Here is an 18,289-nt window from a genome sequence, read left to right as displayed (position 1 = left end):
TAGCCACCGAGCTGAATTTTTCCGCCGCTGAAATTCTCGCCATGCCGTTCTCCGACATGGTCTGGTGGCTCTCAGACTGAAACAAGGGGTAGACGATGGCTAGCAAACTGGCGTTATCGCTGGTGATTGGCGGCGCCGTCAGTTCGACGATGGCGTCTGCCTTCCGCACGGTCGAAGGCCACATCAAAAAGCTGGAGGACAAAGGCAACAAGGCCAAGGTGCTCAAGAGCACCATTGGCGAAACCATCCGCCTGCGCGATGAATGGAAGCGGGCGCACGATAGCGGCGCTGCTTCGGCCGATGGCCTGTTGCGCAAACTCAACGGCAACCTTGATGCCCTGCGCAAGCAGGGCGTGGAAGTAGGCAGGCTCGGGCAGGAGTACCAGCGCCTCGGCCGCGCAGCCAAAGCCGCCGATCTGCAGCTCAAGGGACACCAGCAGCTTGATGCCGGCAAGAAAGGACTCACGTCGAGCATTGGTCAGGGTGTTGTAGCCACAGGCCTGGCGGCGATTCCGACCAAGGTCAGCGCGGATTATCAGGCGATCATCCGTGACATCGCGATCAAGGCGGATGTGGTCAACAAGCCGCAAGAAACACAGCTTAGCCAGACGGTGATCCAGACCTCCCGTGATACGGGTATGGCCCGTAACGACGTAGCGGACCTGGTGAATCAGCTGGTCGGTGCAGGTATGGACCTTAAGCAGGCCATGGCCTACGCACCGACGGCCGCGAAGTTTGCCATCGGCCAGGGCGCATCCGGCGTCGACACGGCCAGCATGATCATGGCGCTGCAGCAGAACGCCAAGATCAACGACCCGAAGGTGATGCAGCAGGCCCTGGAGGCCATCGCCTATCAGGGACAGGCGGGGAGCTTCGAGGCCAGCGACATGGCCCGGTGGTTCCCTCAACTGTTGGCGAGCATGGAGAAAAACGGTAGCACCGGCATGGAAGCGGTCAGCTCCCTGGGCGCGATGCTTCAAGTCCAGATGAAAACGGCCGGCGGCTCGGACGAAGCGGCCAACAACCTGAAAAACTGGATGGAGAAAATCGGTTCGGGCGACGTGGTCAAGGCGTACAAGGACGCCGGTATCGACTATCAAGGCTCCCTGAACACTGGCATTCAGAAGGGCATGTCGACCCTGGAATCCAGCTTCGCCCTGGCGATGAAATACATCCAGGCCACCGACCCGGCGAAAGCCGCGAAGATGGCCGAGGCCCAGGCCAAGATCAGCAAGGAGACGGATCCGGAGAAGGCCAAGGCGGCGCTCGATGCGCTGGAGAAATCCCTGCGTACCGGTGACTTGTTCGCAGACATGCAGGTCAAGGCGGCGCTCACGGCCTACTCGCAAAACAAGTCGCTGTACGAGCAGTTGAAAAAGGATTCGCAGTCCTCTGGCGGGATCCTCGATAAGAACCTGGCCGAGCGGCGCGAAACGTCGAAACAGATGTGGGACGAGCTGGGCCAGGCGGTTAGCGATGGCATGCGCAGCGTGGGGGACGCCATCCGCCCGGCGACCGACGCGGTCGCCCAGGGCCTGACTTCAATTGTGCGTGGGCTGACCAAGCTTTCGGATGGCTCGCAACCGGTGGTGCTTGGGATCGCTGGCATCACCGCCGGCCTGCTGGCACTCAAGACCGCCGCCAGCGCGGTCAAGATCGGCAAGGGTCTGTACAACATCAGTCGCGGCCGGGCGATGGAACGAGGCGCGGGCGCCCTGGGTGACGCCGTCGCCAAGGCTCCTAAAACCGGTATCAAGACGGTGGATAAGGGGCTGGGAGTCCTCGGTAAGTTGATGGGGGCCGGCAACGATCCTGCAGCAGGGAGCAGCAATGAGCCGCAACGTGTGTTTGTCGTCAACGCTGATGCAATAGGCCGGGCTGGTTCTGGTCCAGGTGCAGATCCTGGCGGTGGTTCCGGCAGGCGTCAGCGTGGCCGACGAGGTCGGCGTACCGGTATTGGGACCACCCCGCGTCGGCGATTAACCGCCCGGGTGCCCAGTCCTCCGGCCGTGTCACCCCCTGCCGCTATGTCTGTCATGCCAAAGGTGGGGCTGTTGGCTGCTGCGCCTATGGCTGCTGCGGCGGAGGCAGCGTCCGGTGGCTCGCTCGGCCGTGCGGTTCAGTCGATCAGGGGCGTCACCCGAGCCACCAAACGTATCCCCGGCGGTAACGTACTTGATGCAGGGGTGGGGGTCTTGGATACCGCGCTCAACGCCACGACCCAAGACGAAAAAGCCGAGGGTTATGGCGGTGCCGCTGGTGGTTTGGCGGGCGCACTGGCCGGCGGCGCAGCAGGTGCCGCTATTGGTTCGGTGGTGCCGGTCATCGGTACTGCAATCGGGGGCTTAATTGGTGCCGCTTTGGGTGGCCTGGGTGGCGAAAGTATCGGCGGCTTCTTGGGTAAGTCCTGGTTCGGCAGTGATGGTAAGACCGAGGAGGCCAAGCCTCCCGAAGTTGCCAAACCAGCTGAGCCAACTCCGTCGGTGCCACCCAAGGTTGAGCAGGCTTTCAGCTTTTCGCCGCAAGTGTCCATCACCGTGCAAGGCGATGTAAAAGATCCGGCGCAGTTGGCTCGGGATCTGGAGCCGCATCTGCGCCAGTTAATGGAGTCCTTCTCCCGGGACGTGGCCGCCCGCCAAGCGTCGAGTCAGTTGTTCGATTCCCCTCACGTATAAGGAGGTGCCATGGCCTACATGGAGCAACTGCAATCGGTGTTCAAATCACTGCTTGCAGCGGGGGAGGCTGGCCGTACCAGTCTCGATGGCATGCTGGGCCCGCTCAATGGTGCAATCAGCGACATGACGGGCGCCGCCTCGGAGCTGGAGGGGGTGCCCTTCATTGGGCCTGCCATCGGCGCCAAGGTGCAACGGACCATGCGGGCAATCAACGCGGCGCAGTCCACCGTGGGCCAGGTGGCGGCGAAGTACAACCAAGCCGTCACCGCCGCCGGCCAAGTCCAAGAGCGGCTGGGTTCGCTCAAGGAACAGGCAGGCAAGGCGGGGGCCGCGATTAATCGCATTGCCGGCCAGGTGAACCCATCACTGAGCAACATCATGCCCACGGGGTCATTTGCGCCACAGCTGACACCTGCGGCCGAGGCGGTGAAGCCGTTCCCGCACCTGCTGATCATGCAGCCCCTGGAGCCGAACGCGCAGCCGTACTACTTCAACCTGGATACGGCGGCTTTCGAGGAACTACGTCGGCAGACGTCGTTTCGTTGGGCAGGCCAGGAACGGCTGACACGCAGCATCGCCCAGCAGGCGGTCGGCCAAGGAGAGGACAAGATCAGCCTAAAGGGTGCGATTTTTCCGGGCTTCAAAGGTGGGCTCAAACAGCTGGACACCCTGCGCACCATCGGGCGACGTCTGCAGCCGGTGAACCTGACCACCGGCTACGGCGAAGTGCTCGGCACCTGGTGCCTGCTCAACATCGAGGAAGATCAAAGCAACCTGCTCGCGGGGGGCATTCCGCGTAAGCAATCCTTTTCACTGGAGTTTGTGAGCTATGGCGACGACCTGCAGAACGTCTGACGGGGATCTGTTGGACACCGTCTGTCATCACTACTACGGCCATTTGAATGGCACGGTGGAGGCCGTGCTTGCCGCCAATCAAGGCCTGGCCGATGAGCCTCAACCGTTTCGCGCTGGGGTGATCATCGTGCTGCCGGATCTGCCGGCGCAGACGCTGGAGGATATCCAGCTGTGGGATTAAACAACACCGTTACACCTCATAAACCCCGCCCCTGTGCGGGGTTTCTTGTTTCTGGAGTATCACCATGAAGCCGACCTTTCGCATCGTTGCGGACGGCAAGGACATCACCACGCTGATCAATGATCGCCTGTTAGAGCTGCGTGTCTCGGACAAGCCCGGCATGGAGTCGGACGACTTCGAGCTGCGCATTGATGACCGAGATCAAGCGGTCGCGTTACCCACGCGGGGCGCAAGTATTGAGGTCTACCTGGGCTACACCGACAAGGCCCTTACCCGCCTGGGTCGGTACACCGTGGATGAAATCCAGGTGTCCGGGCCTCCGGATACACTGATCATTCGGGGTAAAGCCAGTGACATGCGCGGCAGCGGCAAGACCGTGCGCAGCGGGTCCTGGGAAAACGTGCCCCTGCAGCAAATTGTCCGCGACGTGGCAGCCCGCAATGGTTGGCAACCGGTGTGTCCGGTGCAAACCAAGGTGCCTCGAGTCGACCAACTCAACGAGTCGGATTACAACTTCATCACGCGCCTTGCCAAACAGTATGACTGCACGGCCAAGCTGGCCGACGGCAAGCTGTTGGTCATGCCACGGCAAGGCGGCCAGACCGCCAGTGGCAAGAACCTGAGTCCTGTGGTGTTGAGGCGTGCGGATCTGAGCCGCTATCAGTTCCGTCTCGGCGACCGCAATACGCAAAAGGCGGTACGCACCAAGCACCAGGACAAAAAATCCGGAGCCCTGAAGGTGGTCGAGCTGGACAACGACGACCTGCCGAACGGCCTGCCAGCGGTCCATACCGACCGGCATATCTACCCCAACAAGTCAGCCGCCGAGCAGGCCGCCAAGGCGCGCCTGGCCGCGTTCAATCGCAGCAGTGCCGGGGTTCGCCTGGAAATGGCCGGGCGTACCGATGTATTTGCCGAACGGTCCATCATCGTCCAGGGAATCAAGCCCGGGCTTGATGGTGAATACCTGGCTGAGGCGGTGGAGCAACTGTTCACCTCCAGTGGCTGGACCACCACCGTCGAGTGCAACGGCGGCAAGAAGGGCAAGGCCAATGCCAAAGGTAAGAAAAAGAAGAAGGAAGCCAAGCCGGTCAAGGTCGTCCAGCTTTAGACGCGTCAAGCACCACCCTCAAACACCACCGCAACCCGCCATCGAGCGGGCTTTTTTTGGAGCCCCCATGCCACTCACTGAGCAGCAACTACAGCGCATCATGCCCAACGCCCGCCGCCAAGCGGGTGTTTTTGTATCGGCCCTGAACGCCGCCATGGCACACCGACAGATCAATACGCCCAAGCGGCAGGCGGCATTCCTGGCCCAGGTTGGGCATGAGTCCGGCCAACTGCAGTACGTGCGGGAGCTGGGCGGCGATCAATACCTCAGCAAATACGACACCGGTTCGCTGGCTTCGAAACTCGGCAATACCCCCGAGCCCGACGGAGATGGCCAGCGCTATCGCGGTCGCGGCTTGATCCAGGTGACGGGGCGCAACAACTACCTGCGCTGCAGCTTGGCGCTGTTCGGCGACGAGCGTCTGTTGCGCACGCCCGAACTGCTGGAGCTGCCCCAATGGGCGGCCGAGTCGGCTGCATGGTTCTGGTGGGTCAGGGAGCTGAACGTGCTGGCTGATCGTGATGAGTTCGAAATGATCACCCGGAAAATCAACGGCGGGCTCAATGGTCTGCAGGATCGCCTGCAGCTGTGGGAGCGGGCGAGGGCGGTGCTATGCGTCTCGTCGACCTGATCCCGCTGCAATACCGCGTGCTGGTCGCCGGGCTTCTACTGGGCGCTTTGGTCGCCGCTTCGGCGGCCATCGCCTGGACGGTCCAAGGCTGGCGATACGGTCAGCAGCTGGAAAAACAAGCCCGGCTCCACACCGAAACCCTCAACCAAATGACCCTGGCCTCGGCCGCGCTGCAGCGTACCGAGCGGGACAAGCGCCTGGCCCTGGAACAGCAGCTGGCCGCCAATGACCAAACCCACTATCGAGCCCTAACCGATGCCCAACGTGATCAAGATCGCCTGCGTGATCGCCTCGCTACTGCTGACGTCCGGCTGTCAGTCTTACTCGACGCCACCGATACCACCTGCTGCGGTGCAGTGCCAGCCACCACCAGCGCCGGCGGCGTGGTTCATGGAGCCACTCGCGCCCGACTTGACCCGGCGCATGCTCAACGAATTATCGGCATCACCGATGCCGGCGACCGGGGGCTAATAGCCCTGGCGGCCTGCCAGGCCTACGCCAAAGAAGTTTCAACACCGAAGTGAAAAGGAGCGACCGGGCCGGATGCGCCAACATCCGATCCGGTCGCCGTCCCTGCAGATGTCCCTGCAAGTCCAGCCAAGGCTCCTGCTCCGTGCACAAAGCGCGGCGAGCCTAGCACCTGTTTATCCATACAGTAAAGGTCTTGCTTTCAATGAGTTCACCCATCATCCCTTGGATGGGCGGCAAGCGCCGCCTAGCCGACCGCCTCATTCCGCTTTTTCCGCCTCACGAATGCTATGTCGAAGTCTTTGCCGGCGGTGCCGCGCTTTACTTCATGCGACCCCAGGCCGCTCCCGTTGAAGTCCTGAACGATATCAACGGCGATCTGGTGACGCTCTATCGCGTCGTGCAGAACCACCTGGAAGAATTCGTGCGCCAGTTCAAATGGGCGCTCAGCTCCCGCCAGGTGTTCGAGTGGCAGAAAATGACCCGTCCTGAAACCCTCACAGACATCCAGCGCGCCGCCCGGTTCTTCTACCTGCAGCACCATGCCTTCGCCGGCAAGGTCACCGGGCAGACGTTCGGCACCGCGACCACTGGCCCGGCCATCAACCTGCTCCGGATCGAGGAAAACCTCTCGGCCGCATGGCAGCGACTGTCCGGCACCTACGTCGAAAACCTCCCCTGGCTTGATTGTGCTGAGCGCTACGACCGCGCTCATACGTTCCACTACATGGACCCGCCGTACTGGCAGACCGCTGGATATGGCGTGGATTTCCCGTTTGAGAATTACGAGCGGATGGCTGACTTCATGCGCCGCTGCAAGGGCAAGGTTATGGTCAGCCTCAACGATCACCCGGACATCCGGCGTGTTTTCCAGGGTTTTCACTTCGAGACGTTGGACATTCGCTACAGCAACACGAACCAGCGTCAGGGCAAGGCAGAGGTCAGCGGTGAACTGGTGATCATGAACTGGGAGCCGGCGGCGTTGGGAGGGCTGTTCTAATGGTTGTCGCGCTCGATCTGATCCGCTTGCTATGTGATTACGCTGGAGCGTTACTGTGGTCACGCAAACGAAGGAGCAAGACCATGGAAACCGAAACCGCTGATAAATACTTGAACATCTTCCCCTCCGAGCTGCTGGCGGCGGTGGCACGCGGGGAGGTGGATCTGAATCACTGGGCCGGCGTGGTGCTGGCTGGGCGGGGGTTGGACCAGAATGGCCGCTGGGTGGGATTCCCAGAGGCGGCCCGCCTTCTGGATCAACGCAGTCAGGCTTAGTTTTCTTCCGGATACCAGGGGAGCAACAACTGTGCTCCCTGGTTTCTGACATTCCCCACCTCTTTGCCCACGGCATACCATTCGAAATCGGCTTCCGGTCGGGAACGGTCTCTGGCAATTTCCTCTGCTTGCCCTGGGCTGAGATCCGGGTCAAGCCACTCCCGCGCTTGCTCAGGTGATAACACCAACGGCCGGCGATCATGGATATCTACCATGCCCTGGTCGCATGACGCGGTAATGATTACGAAACCGTCACCGTCTTGCTCGTCCAGACCTGGACGGGCCTGTGCGAGCGCCCCGAAAAACATCGGTTTCTGATCCTTCAGCCGGATGAAATAGGGTTGTTTTTTCTTTGGATCATTTGGGTCTTTAACCCACTCATACCAGCCCTCGCTGGGCACCAGTGCGCGCCCGGCCGGCCAAAGCTGTTTGAAAAACTTTCCCGTCGTAACGGTCTCTATTCTGGCATTAATCGGAACCGGACGTTTCCCCTTCGCCCAAAAGGGCGCCCATCCCCACCTCACTGGCGTGATATGAACGCCTGCCTCTGTGCTGTGCAGGATCTGCACGCGGGTCGTCGGAGCCACGTTGTACCGGCTGATCGGCTCTGCGTCGTATCCGCCGAACAATGGCAGCTGAGGGCCTAGCTCCTCCATAAACACTGCCATCCCCTCGTACTGCACGAATCTCCCGCACATGAGCTGTCCCGCCTGTCAGATTTTTCCTATACAAAATTGACCGCGAACCTTGTACAAAGTTAACTGTATGTTCGTACAGTATTTTGGATCATGCGTCATGAGCTATTCAATTCTAGGCCCTATTGCCGAGGGTGGCTTGAAGCTGCCCCTGTGTTCGTTTCGAGTGCCCGCCGGGTTTCCGTCCCCGGCGGCGGACCACATCGAAGCGCACATCTCATTGGATGAGGTTCTGAACATTCGCGCCCCGCATGTCTACCTGGTTTCCATCGCCGGTGAGAGCATGCAAGGCGCTGGGATCTTTGAAGGGGACCTAGCCGTCGTCGACCGTGCGATGGAACCTGCGCACGGTCACATCGTCGTGGCGCTGCTGAACAACGAACCCGTGTGCAAGCGCCTCTGCATTCGTGGGAAGGAGGTGATTCTCCTATCGGAGAACCCCAAGTACCCACCGAGGTACGTGCTCGAGGGCGACGAACTGGTCATCTGGGGCGTCATCACCTGCAGCGTGCGCAGCCATGTCTAAAGTCCAGTCGGTTTTCGCCCTGGTCGATTGCAATAGCTTCTACGCCAGTTGCGAAAGAGTGTTCCGCCCGGATCTTGCCCGTGTGCCCATTGTGGTGCTAAGCAACAACGATGGCTGTGTGATCGCTCGAAGCTACGACGCCAAGCCCTACGTGAAAATGGGCGAGCCGTATTTCCAAATCAAGCACAAGCTGCAGAAGCACGGCATCGTCCCGTTCTCGTCTAATTACGCGCTCTATGGAGACATGAGCGAGCGCGTGATGACTCTAATTGAATCGATGGTGCCGGCCGTCGAAGTCTATAGCATCGATGAAGCCTTCGCGGATCTGACCGGCATTGACGGCCGGGATGCCCTCGGCCGGAAGATCCGCAGCCAGGTGCTGCGCTGCACCGGCATCCCGGTTGGGGTAGGGATCGCTCACACGAAAACCCTGGCGAAGCTGGCGAATCACACGGCCAAGCGACTCCAGGTGCAAACGGGCGGCGTGGTTGATATCTGCGACCCGTTCAAGCGTGACTGGGTGCTGCGCAATACGGACGTGGCCGAGGTCTGGGGCGTCGGTCGCAAGATGAAACTGCACCTAGACGCCATGGGCATCAAGACAGCGATGGACCTGGCGAAGGCTGACCCATGGACACTGCGCAAGAAGTTCAGCGTGGTGATCGAGAAGACCGCCCGCGAGCTGGGCGGCACGCCATGCCTGGAGCTGGACGAGCCGAACCCGCCGAAGCAGGAGATCTGCTGTAGCCGGATGTTCGGTAAGCGCCTCACGGAGCTGGCACCAATCAAGGAAGCGGTGGCCACCTACATGATGCGCGCCTCGGAAAAGCTCAGGGCTCAGAAGTCGCTGTGCAAGAAGGTCCGCGTCAGCATCCGCACCGGTATGTTTAACCCCGAGGAGGCGAAGTACGCCGACGGCGTGTTGATTGACCTGCCGTACCCCACCGACGATGTCCGGTTGCTCACCAAGGCTGCGGTTGACGCGCTCGACCGGGTATTCCGGCCGGGCTTCAAATACAGCAAGGCTGAGGTGCTGTTGATGAACCTTTGTCAGCAAGGGGAGTACACCGAGGACCTGTTTGCCACCTCTCAGCCTATCGACGCCACGAAACTGATGGCGGTGTTGGACCAGGTCAACGGGCGATGGGGCAGCGGGACGCTTCGATCAGCGAGCGTACCAGTCAGTCCAGATTGGGGGATGCGACGAGGCATGATGAGTCGAAGTTTCACTACGAAGCTAGATCAATTGTGGGTGGTCGCCTGTAAATAATTTTAATGCAAATAAGTCAACTACACTTGCATTCACCTCTGAGCCTGCGTACGGATAAAGCCATGGATGCGGAAAAGATTTATGACGAGCTTGTGGAGCTAATTGCTACAGTAGATGATTTTATGGCGGCTGATATCAAGGCGGCACAGCTTCTAAAGCAGAGTGTTATGCCTAAATCGATATTCAAATATCGTCTGGGAAGGTATGACGAGAGTGGCAATTGCTGGGACGTAAGTAATCTTCGGAACAATCAAGTTCGGATGACATTGCCCGAATCGTTTAATGATCCTTACGATTCGCTTTTCAGCGTAGCAATAAGGGGAAATGAGCTGGAAAGAAAAATCCTTGATCATATGATCTTTGCTCCAATAAGGAAGTCGATGAGAATCTGCTGCTTTAGCGAGTCGATTGAGTCAATGCTAATGTGGACTCACTATGCCAATGAGCATAAAGGGTTTGCCATAGAGTATGGGCCGAACGAGAAGAGTTCGATTGCGTTGCAGCTTTGGCCAGTTTTCTATCGTGACAAGTTGTTCGATCTTAGTAGATATTTTTCTCGGGTCAGCTCCAGTTTAATACCGCTTTTGCCTGCTCTTCACAAGGCGATTGATTGGAAATATGAAAAAGAATGGCGTTTGATAGTGCCTGGGAATGGTGAAGAAAGCCTTTCAATGCCTAGTCCTAAAGCACTTTATCTCGGGTCAAAATGTTGTCCGAAAATTGAAGAGGAAATAACTGCGATAGCTATCGAAAAGAAAATCAAGCTATTCAGAATGAGCCACAATCCGCTCGAATTTAAGATGGACATAACGCTTGTCCCTAGCTAGGTATCAACTACGGCGCATATCGGTTTTGCGTGCCATTCATAAGCACCATCAAGGGTAGCAGAAAGGACTGACGTGGCCGTAAGCCGCCGATCAAAAGCACAATTTTGACCCGCAGCGGACAGCGGATGCTACTAAGGAGATGGGCGTTGATGCCCGCCCCAAAAACTACAATTGACTTACCAGTTCTTTGTAGGCTGAGAGATCGAGGTGTTTGCTTGATATCAGCTTGGATTTTAAGTGAATAGAAGACCCCACGGCAGTTTCTACAATTTTGAAGTCCGTACCCCCCAGTGCAAGAATAATTTGGACAGGGCGGGAGATAGCTTTTAGAAATTCTGAAACCGAAGGCTTATCTGCGTTCCACTGATCATAGAGCAGTATCGAGTCGCCGTCGTTTTCATCTCCGAATTCGACATCAAAATAACGTTTGGAAAAGAATCTAGATATAATAGAAATATCTGTAAAGTATATACCGGAAATACTGTCTAGCATTGCGTGAGGGAGGCCTCCAACCACGCAGGGAATTATTTCGTCGTAAGATACGTTGCGACCAAACGCGGCGCTTACCATCTCTGGGTGAGATTTTATGCCAGTGATTAGCCTATTAACTTGAGCTATATCACTGCGAGTTTGCTTAAGGTAATTATAGATCGCAACAGGCCGCCCTTCGCAAAGCCACCTGTTCTTACACTCCATGACAAATAATTTGTTATCCCATAGTGCTAGCGTGTCATATTCAAATTCTCCTTCGGGTTCAGGGAATTTTCTTTTGTAACTTACCGCGTCAATGCCATTTGTGTTGAAGATGTCTTTAAGTGTGCTTTCTAGTCCCCCGCCTTTTAATTTGAATTCGCCTTTTCGACTTAATATATTTGAAGCTATAACTCTACTGGCTACGCTGTCTAAAAGTATATCTGAAACGACAGCGTAGCCGCTTGAGGTTTTTATCAGTGGGCTGTCGAATAGGTCTCTAGCTTTTCGGTGAAAAGTTATGTTGTCGATAAAATTCGCCGCGCTTTCTTGTGATGCACCACGAGACATGAGGTGTTCTAAGATTGACTCCCGAGTGAAACTGATCAGCTCAGAGCCGAGAGGTTTTTCATCTGCTGCTGCGGAGGAGGAATGTAGTTTCGAGCAGTATTCTCGTAAACCGCAAAATCCTTCGATCCATTCAGTGAGAGTTAATCCTTCGTAAATGGTTTCATCTTCTAGTATGTTGTAATTCAAGAGTACTGAAAGAGACGAGGATGCGAGATAGTGTTCCTTGACAGAGTGTGAGCCGGTAATGGCTGCCGTCGCATCGAGGAATGAGTTTAGTTGTTTATCTCTTTTGAATGAAAAAAAATTTGATGATTCTCTTGTGTTGTTTCTCACTCCCGCGACGTGGTCGAAAATTTCGGCGTCAGTGTTCTCTCCAAACTCAATTCCAAATTTAAAGTCTCCCGGCGGGTTAGTGTATTTGTCTTTTGAATGAATAAAAAAATCACGCCCAAGGAAGCGGACTTGCTCTTGTAAATCATCGATAAGCGCCCAAATATTTGCGTTGTAAAATATAGAGCCAGACTTGAAAATCTCCTCTTCCGAAGTTTCGACTTTGTCAGGGATTACAACAGTCCCATCCGGATCGAACCAGTTGTTACGGTAAGCCTCCATTAAAATCGCGGAGCCAAGTGCTCCGACTTGCTGAGCATGATAGGAAGAAGGATCGATTGGCTCGCCGGACTCTCCAGGTACGGAGAGAGTGTTAAATAAAACAGGCTCAGGTCCAAGAAATTCATCTGCAATTTTTTTTTGTAAGGTGTTTGCGTCGCCGATGAACCAATTTAGTGTGGCCCAGATTCTAGTTGCAGGCGTGAGATCCTTTAATGCCGAAAGCTTCCCTTCAAATTCTAAAATTTCGCTGAAGCATTCATCTGCGATGGTAAAAAAACCTAGTTTTTTCTTGAAGGCTTCGAGGTGTTTACCTTTGGTTTTGATTTCTATGTAATTAATTAGTTCGTTAAGTAATACGTCACGTTTTTTTGATTTGTCTAAATTTTTTCGTTTGTTTATTAGCGAGTCGGACCGCATGACTACTTGGAGCAATTCTAATGGACGTTTGTGCAAGGAGAGCTTATCAATTTCTTTCTTAAGTAGTTTCCAGGAGAGCTTTGTTAAAGCCTTGTGTATGGTCGCCTCGGGAATATCCGTCGCCTCAGGAATTGGTATCAAAGCAAAAAACCTCGATGTAGTGAAAGGATTAGGGCGTACGGACGAGCATGCCCAAAAAAGGCGCTATTTTCGGTACGGTGAGCACATCGTTGAGCAGTGGTCGTGACATGCTTTAGCTGATTTTATCCACTCAATTTTCCCCCTCTCGCTAGCAGCTAGCTAAGGGGATCGACTCGGTTGCCCAAGGGTTAAAGGATAGCACTCGCTGCGATTGTGATTGTTGCTGCCAGCATGGAGCGGGGAGGTGGAGGTACGGCGAGACAGGTTGACTTGAAGCGCCGCACCGATTGGAGGAGGCCAAGCCGCGATTGCTAAGTATTTGCTACGGGATGGACAAGGAAAACGTTCATAAGCAAGCGGAGCAGCAGGTCCGGCGGTTAACCCGTCCAATCCATCATTGGTGGTAAAGGCTGCTTTCGGCCAATAGCAGACTCTAATGCCCGCATCCTTGGCTGGATTGGAGTGCAGCGGAAACCAGTCCGAGAAAAATGTGCATAAGCACCTAACGATTAAGCTAAGGGGCGGGCTTTAGCCAGTCCCAGCGAACGAAGTTAGCGATTTTCACCAATTGTTATACATTATCTATTAGTTCATACCTAATAATCCTCATGGGGTCTATCGTTATGCCATTAGAATTGAAACAAGTATTAGCCCTTTCCGCAGCATCTACGGGTGGATCACCATCGACAATTGAATGAAGATACCAAAGCGCCAGCGACAACTCATGTTGGCCGGCCTCTCCTACGAAAGTTATCACATATGGCTTTGTTATTGACCTGTATCGCATGACAAGCTTGTCATAATTTTCACCAAGTAAGGTTCCTGCGATATCTTCAATCATTTCTGGAGTGTCTAAGTAGCTATGATTGGCTCCTGGAGCATGAATCGCTACCTCTTTAAAAAGGACAGCAAAGGGCCCTTCATCAGCAGGGGTTTGTTTTGCCTGGATTGACATGCTGAATCGATTATTTCCTTTCCTTTCTATTCCAGAAGATAGAGAAATTAGAGCATGTTCTATATCTTTCTTTATTGCGCTCTTAGGGAGAATTCCTCTTGTGTGGAAAGAGGCTATGTCATTAGTTCTAGTACCATGAAACCACATCGCCTTAATCTCTGATCTAGAGCTTCCAAGCGCATTGTAAACTTCCTTGTAAATGTATTCTTCCGGTTTATATGTGTGATCCTGATAAGGATCGAGTGGCTTGAGCAGTAAGGCAAGAGTCGATTTATCTGTGTTCAATATTTTACAGACAGTTGACCATGCTGTGTTTTGGTCGGAACAGTCTAAAATTATTTCCGTGTCCATGGATTTGGTCACTCTAACGATTAGGTAAGGGGCAGGGGACGGGATTTAGCCCGTCCCAGTGAGCGGAGCAACCGATTTGAACCAATTATTATGTGCCAAAGCCACTTTCTAAATTATGCCGGCTTCTTTTTGTAGTTTTTTAATATAATTATTTAAGGATTTATTTAAAGCGGGGATGATGTCACTTACAAACTCCCAATTAAAAGTCAATAAAGCGCTACTCCAGCCTACGCTATAAATAACCCCATCTTCATCGGGATTTTTATCGCCATGCGTCATTGTAAAGCTTTCTTGGTCAAAGTGAGCGCCGTGCTTGTTTCGGTATGATTTGGCGGTTTCTATAAATTTATTAACTTTTATTTTAATATCACCGGAAAAAGCCTCTGAAATTATCTCGTCGAGAATCGGCTCCCGAAACGCTTTCTTATTGGTGGCAATAACCCCTGCTTTCCCATAGGCATCGTTAAATATAGTGCAGAATTTAATTATTATTTCTTCAGTTATTAGCTCGTGAATAAGATGGATGTCATGAACATCAGGAAATAAAGAGCCATGTTCTTTTTCGAAGCTGTCCAGTGCCTCCCCATCAAGGTGCAGGCCAGTTTTCAATCTTCTGCGCTCATCATCATATAATTCGGTGATATGCAGAGGCCTTCCAGTGTTGCAGAAGCGATCAACTCGTTGCCTGAGTGCCAGAAGATCAATGATTTTATTGAGGGCTATTTGCCATAAATATAACCTGCCAAGGGTTTCTTTCACTATTAGCATTACCTTTAATTAGTGCCGATAATAACATTGAAGTGACTTAATCTAGCTAGGTGCACATAGCTACAGGTAGGCGACATTTATTGAGTAGTTGCGCCACATCTGTCGCAAAACCTTCCCTATATTCGTAACCCCTTGATTCCCTTGAACTAAACGCTTGAAAAAAGCCAACTAGCAATTGAGCAGAAGGGACAAGACCTTCCCTGAGGCTACATAATCTGTGGATAGCGTGTCTATGGTCGGGTGTGTACACGCGCTCCGATCTATGAATGTCCGCTTCTGGCCGAAAGCCAACACTGAGCGAGCAAAAAGGGGGGCTCCAGCTAAGAAAAGCCCCGTGTCGTTTCTACCGACGCGGGGCTCTGGGATGCATGAGTTCTCGTACCAATTTCCGTACCAATGGTTGCGTTGTGGCGAGAGAAATCAGGTAGCGCTAAGCACAAACCCCCCGATTTCATTACCTCTGAACACCAAGCTGAACCCGCCCTACATAGCGGTGTAATTCTGTTCCAGAGACATGAAACTACCTGTGGGATTTTACGCAAAGGGCAAGGGTACGGTGGCGGACACGGCGCTGCAAGCTCGGCAATCGGGCGCTACTCGTCGCGACCTTCCATCATGGTGCGCTTGAGCATCACGTACACCGCGCCGGCTCCACCGTGTTTCGCCTGGCAGGAGGTGAAGCCCAGCACTTGCGGGTGCTGGCGCAGCCAGGTGTTGACGTGGCTCTTGATCATCGGCCGCTTGCCATCCAGGCGCACGGCTTTGCCGTGGGTGACGCGCACGCAGCGGATTTCGAATTTGGTGGCTTCGGCCAGGAAGGCCCAGAGGGTTTCCCGGGCCTTTTCGACGGTCATGCCGTGCAGGTCGAGGCTGCCTTCGAAGGGGATCTGGCCAACCTTCAGCTTGCGCATCTGGCTTTCCTGGACGCCGTCGCGCGCCCACATCAACTCGTCTTCAGGGCCTACGTCGATCACGAACTGATCGGACAGGCCATCCACGGTGGTGGCGTCGGTGCGCACGGTGGCGGCCTGGCGCAGCTTGGCGATCTGTGCGCGATCGGCCTTGGGTTTGCCGGTCTCGGCGCGATCGTGCTTGATCGGTTTTACGCCCTGGATCGCACTTTTGAACAGGGAAAAGTCGTCGTCTTGCATGTCAGCCTCCGCGAAGGCCGGCCAGTTTACCCAACTCCGGGGAGATCGGGCGCGACAAAACGTCGGATAGGGGGTCAGTCGTGCTTTTTCATCAGATGTGGAGCCATGGCCAGCTCCAGGGATTGGCGGGCGCGACGGCGGCAGCGGCGCCAGAGCCAGACACCCAGCCACAATACGAGAAGCCCTACTGCCAGAATAATCGCCGAGCCGAGTGGGGTGGCGTTCAACTCGCCCAATGCCGGCGGGCGGCCCAGCAGGCTGGCGGCACCGGCCATGGCCAGCAGAACACCGAACGTTGCCAGGAGCGCCGCGAGCGCCGCGCCGAAACGCAAGCGCCAGTTGCTTGGACCTTTGGGCCGCAAGCGACGTGCGTCAAAACCATCGGATAACTTCATTCCGACCTTCCTCAATGGGTATCGGCCCTTCGACCGGAAGATGTTCGGGTTGTTCCTGACAGTATGGCAAATGAGAGGCTTTTGCGGATGAGCGGCGGAACGGGCCGCTCATCGAGACGCGATCAGGTGAAGTCGCGGGTCAGGGCCAGGGTGGCGAAGTTGTCCGCCATGATTGCCATTTCGGTCTGGTGCACATGTTCGGCACTGAGTACGCCGCCCTTGTGCGGCAGATCCCGGGTGGCGCAGGCGTCTTCCACCAGGGTGCAGCGAAAGCCCAGGTTCTTGGCGGCGCGCACGGTGGTGCTGACGCTGGAGTGGCTCATGAACCCACAGACGATCAGGTCCAGGGGGCCGAGGTCTTCCAGGCGTTTTTTCAACTCGGTGCCGTGGAACGCGCTGGGCAGCAGTTTTTCGATCACGGTTTCGTCACCCAAGGGCTCAAGGCCTGCAATGAACTCCCCGCGTTCGCCCTGTGGATCGAACAGCCCGCCATGGGTGCCCAGGTGGCGCACATGCACGATCGGCCGACCGGCTGCACGGGCCGCGCCGAGCAATTGCTTGATGTTCGCGACTGCTGCATCCATGCCACTCAGGGCCAGGGGACCGGCGAGGTATTCTTTCTGGGCATCGATGATGATCAAGGTCGCTTGACTCAGATTGGCCGCCGCATAACCACGGCCACTGAGTTGAAACATCGTTTTTGGAACGGACATTCTGGGGCTCCTTCGAGTGGGGCTTTTGCGACATTGTCCTCTGGCTGAGCGGTTCTGTGAATCGCTTCCATCGCAAGGGCCGCCGTTGCTGGCCTACAGCCTTGTCAAGATGCTCCTCTTGTTCAATGGGTAGGGCAAAAAACGGATAAATCCTACGTTTGTTCCGGAGCTTTTCTTTCGTCTTTGGGGTGCGTTTTGGTGGGGGCGTGTTTGGCTGGTAGACTCTCCCGTCGATTTTTCTGGAGTTTGCCGCCGTGATCACTTCCCGCCTTCGTACCCTGCGCGACCATATCCGTTGGGCCGTCAGCCGTTTCCATGGGGAGGATCTGTTTTTTGGTCATGGCACCGACAATGCCTGGGACGAAGCCCGGCAACTGGTGTTGGGCGCGTTGCACCTGCCGTGGGAAATTGCCGATAGCTATTTGGACTGCCGTCTTGAAGACGAAGAGCTGGTCCATGTGCAGCGTTTGCTGCGCCGGCGTATCGCAGAACGTATCCCGGCGGCGTATCTGTTAGGTGAGGCGTGGTTCTGCGGGATGTCGTTCATCGTCGACGAGCGTGTGCTCATTCCGCGTTCGCCCATTGGTGAGTTGATCGAAAAGCGTTTCGAGCCGTGGTTGGGCCAGGAACCTGCGCGGATTCTCGACCTCTGCACCGGTTCCGGCTGCATCGGTATCGCCTGTGCGTTTGAGTTTCCCGAGGCCGAAGTGGTGCTGGCCGACCTGTCGTTCGAAGCGCTGGAAGTGGCCAACCAGAACATCGAGCGCCACGGCGTCGATGAGCGCGTATTCACCGTCCAGGGCGACGGCTTCGAGGGGTTGCCGGGACAACGTTTCGACCTGATCGTGTCGAACCCGCCTTATGTCGATGCGGAAGATTTCGCCGACATGCCGCAGGAATACCAACACGAGCCGGAGCTGGGCCTGGCTTGCGGCGATGACGGCTTGAACCTGGTTCGCCGGATGCTCGCCGAAGCGGCCGATCATCTGACCGAGAAGGGGTTGTTGATTGTCGAGGTGGGCAACAGCCAGGTTCACGTCGAGGCGTTGTACCCGGAAGTCGATTTCGCCTGGCTGGACTTCGAACGCGGCGGGCATGGGGTGTTCATGCTCAGTGCCGAGCAGTGCCGCCAGCATCAGGGGTTGTTTGCTTCGCGGGTTTGAGCCGAGTGACCTGACGGAACTGTCCTTGTGGCGAGGGGATAAATCCCCTCGCCACAAGTGTGTGTCAG

At 55.7% G+C, this 18,289-nt stretch carries 19 protein-coding genes; 12 read left to right on the top strand and 7 right to left on the bottom strand.

Features of this window, described 5'->3' with window-relative positions:
- Window positions 1-95: 95 nt before the first annotated feature.
- From EPZ47_RS21250 to EPZ47_RS21215, 8 genes are all read left to right on the top strand, one after another.
- Window positions 96-2,675, top strand: coding sequence for a phage tail tape measure protein (locus EPZ47_RS21250; protein ID WP_135846591.1), 2,580 nt, complete (start codon window positions 96-98; stop codon window positions 2,673-2,675).
- A gap of 9 nt (window positions 2,676-2,684) precedes the next feature.
- The gene (locus EPZ47_RS21245; protein ID WP_178084274.1) at window positions 2,685-3,530 is read left to right on the top strand and encodes a phage tail protein; all 846 of its coding nucleotides are present in this window, start codon (window positions 2,685-2,687) and stop codon (window positions 3,528-3,530) included.
- Window positions 3,505-3,711: a tail protein X gene (locus tag EPZ47_RS21240; RefSeq protein WP_135846590.1), complete on the top strand. Its 207-nt coding sequence runs from the start codon at window positions 3,505-3,507 to the stop codon at window positions 3,709-3,711. The genes EPZ47_RS21245 and EPZ47_RS21240 overlap by 26 nt, the downstream gene beginning before the upstream one ends.
- A 64-nt stretch (window positions 3,712-3,775) precedes the next feature.
- On the top strand, window positions 3,776-4,822 hold the full coding sequence (locus tag EPZ47_RS21235) for a phage late control D family protein (RefSeq protein ID WP_135846589.1): 1,047 nt from the start codon (window positions 3,776-3,778) through the stop codon (window positions 4,820-4,822).
- A gap of 67 nt (window positions 4,823-4,889) precedes the next feature.
- Window positions 4,890-5,453: a glycoside hydrolase family 19 protein gene (locus tag EPZ47_RS21230; RefSeq protein ID WP_135846588.1), complete on the top strand. Its 564-nt coding sequence runs from the start codon at window positions 4,890-4,892 to the stop codon at window positions 5,451-5,453.
- Entirely contained in the window at window positions 5,435-5,977 is a 543-nt protein-coding gene (locus EPZ47_RS21225) for a lysis system i-spanin subunit Rz (RefSeq protein WP_135846587.1), read from the top strand. The genes EPZ47_RS21230 and EPZ47_RS21225 overlap by 19 nt, the downstream gene beginning before the upstream one ends.
- Before the next feature lie 149 nt (window positions 5,978-6,126).
- The gene (locus tag EPZ47_RS21220) at window positions 6,127-6,921 is read left to right on the top strand and encodes a DNA adenine methylase (RefSeq protein WP_135846586.1); all 795 of its coding nucleotides are present in this window, start codon (window positions 6,127-6,129) and stop codon (window positions 6,919-6,921) included.
- An 83-nt stretch (window positions 6,922-7,004) separates the two neighbouring features.
- Window positions 7,005-7,196 (top strand): hypothetical protein, encoded by a 192-nt coding sequence (locus tag EPZ47_RS21215; protein ID WP_135846585.1) that lies wholly within the window; start codon window positions 7,005-7,007, stop codon window positions 7,194-7,196.
- Here EPZ47_RS21215 and EPZ47_RS21210 read toward each other — a convergent pair.
- Window positions 7,193-7,894, bottom strand: coding sequence for an SOS response-associated peptidase family protein (locus EPZ47_RS21210; RefSeq protein WP_135846584.1), 702 nt, complete (start codon window positions 7,892-7,894; stop codon window positions 7,193-7,195). The two genes, EPZ47_RS21215 and EPZ47_RS21210, sit on opposite strands and share 4 nt — an antisense overlap.
- 97 nt (window positions 7,895-7,991) lie before the next feature.
- On the opposite strand from EPZ47_RS21210, the gene EPZ47_RS21205 reads away from it, so the two are divergent.
- The 3 genes from EPZ47_RS21205 to EPZ47_RS21195 all read left to right on the top strand — a co-directional run bounded on the left by EPZ47_RS21205 (window position 7,992) and on the right by EPZ47_RS21195 (window position 10,514).
- Window positions 7,992-8,417 (top strand): LexA family protein, encoded by a 426-nt coding sequence (locus EPZ47_RS21205; RefSeq protein ID WP_135846583.1) that lies wholly within the window; start codon window positions 7,992-7,994, stop codon window positions 8,415-8,417.
- Window positions 8,410-9,687: a translesion error-prone DNA polymerase V subunit UmuC gene (gene umuC, locus EPZ47_RS21200; protein WP_135846582.1), complete on the top strand. Its 1,278-nt coding sequence runs from the start codon at window positions 8,410-8,412 to the stop codon at window positions 9,685-9,687. The genes EPZ47_RS21205 and umuC overlap by 8 nt, the downstream gene beginning before the upstream one ends.
- A 62-nt stretch (window positions 9,688-9,749) precedes the next feature.
- The gene (locus EPZ47_RS21195; protein WP_158296374.1) at window positions 9,750-10,514 is read left to right on the top strand and encodes a DUF2971 domain-containing protein; all 765 of its coding nucleotides are present in this window, start codon (window positions 9,750-9,752) and stop codon (window positions 10,512-10,514) included.
- 165 nt (window positions 10,515-10,679) lie between these two features.
- On the opposite strand, the gene EPZ47_RS21190 is transcribed toward EPZ47_RS21195, so the two are convergent.
- The 6 genes from EPZ47_RS21190 to EPZ47_RS21165 form a co-directional block, all read right to left on the bottom strand.
- Window positions 10,680-12,725 carry a hypothetical protein gene (locus tag EPZ47_RS21190; protein WP_135846580.1) on the bottom strand — a complete coding sequence of 682 codons (2,046 nt, stop codon included), beginning with the start codon at window positions 12,723-12,725 and terminating at the stop codon, window positions 10,680-10,682.
- Between the two features lie 571 nt (window positions 12,726-13,296).
- Entirely contained in the window at window positions 13,297-14,031 is a 735-nt protein-coding gene (locus EPZ47_RS21185; protein ID WP_135846579.1) for a hypothetical protein, read from the bottom strand.
- A 108-nt stretch (window positions 14,032-14,139) separates the two neighbouring features.
- A complete protein-coding gene (locus EPZ47_RS21180) occupies window positions 14,140-14,790 on the bottom strand; it encodes a hypothetical protein (protein ID WP_202879079.1) in 651 nt (216 codons plus the stop codon).
- Between the two features lie 602 nt (window positions 14,791-15,392).
- Window positions 15,393-15,950: a Smr/MutS family protein gene (locus EPZ47_RS21175; protein WP_025214971.1), complete on the bottom strand. Its 558-nt coding sequence runs from the start codon at window positions 15,948-15,950 to the stop codon at window positions 15,393-15,395.
- A gap of 74 nt (window positions 15,951-16,024) precedes the next feature.
- Complete coding sequence (locus tag EPZ47_RS21170) at window positions 16,025-16,345, bottom strand: hypothetical protein (protein WP_135846577.1); 321 nt, start codon at window positions 16,343-16,345, stop codon at window positions 16,025-16,027.
- Between the two features lie 122 nt (window positions 16,346-16,467).
- Window positions 16,468-17,058: a cysteine hydrolase family protein gene (locus tag EPZ47_RS21165; RefSeq protein ID WP_135846576.1), complete on the bottom strand. Its 591-nt coding sequence runs from the start codon at window positions 17,056-17,058 to the stop codon at window positions 16,468-16,470.
- 254 nt (window positions 17,059-17,312) lie between these two features.
- Here EPZ47_RS21165 and prmB point away from each other — a divergent pair, with 254 nt between their 5' ends.
- Entirely contained in the window at window positions 17,313-18,221 is a 909-nt protein-coding gene (gene prmB, locus EPZ47_RS21160; protein WP_025214968.1) for a 50S ribosomal protein L3 N(5)-glutamine methyltransferase, read from the top strand.
- Window positions 18,222-18,289: the final 68 nt, after the last annotated feature.

It is taken from the genome of Pseudomonas viciae (assembly GCF_004786035.1).
Lineage (GTDB): Bacteria > Pseudomonadota > Gammaproteobacteria > Pseudomonadales > Pseudomonadaceae > Aquipseudomonas > Aquipseudomonas viciae.
This window is presented reverse-complemented; position numbering and strand designations above follow the sequence as displayed.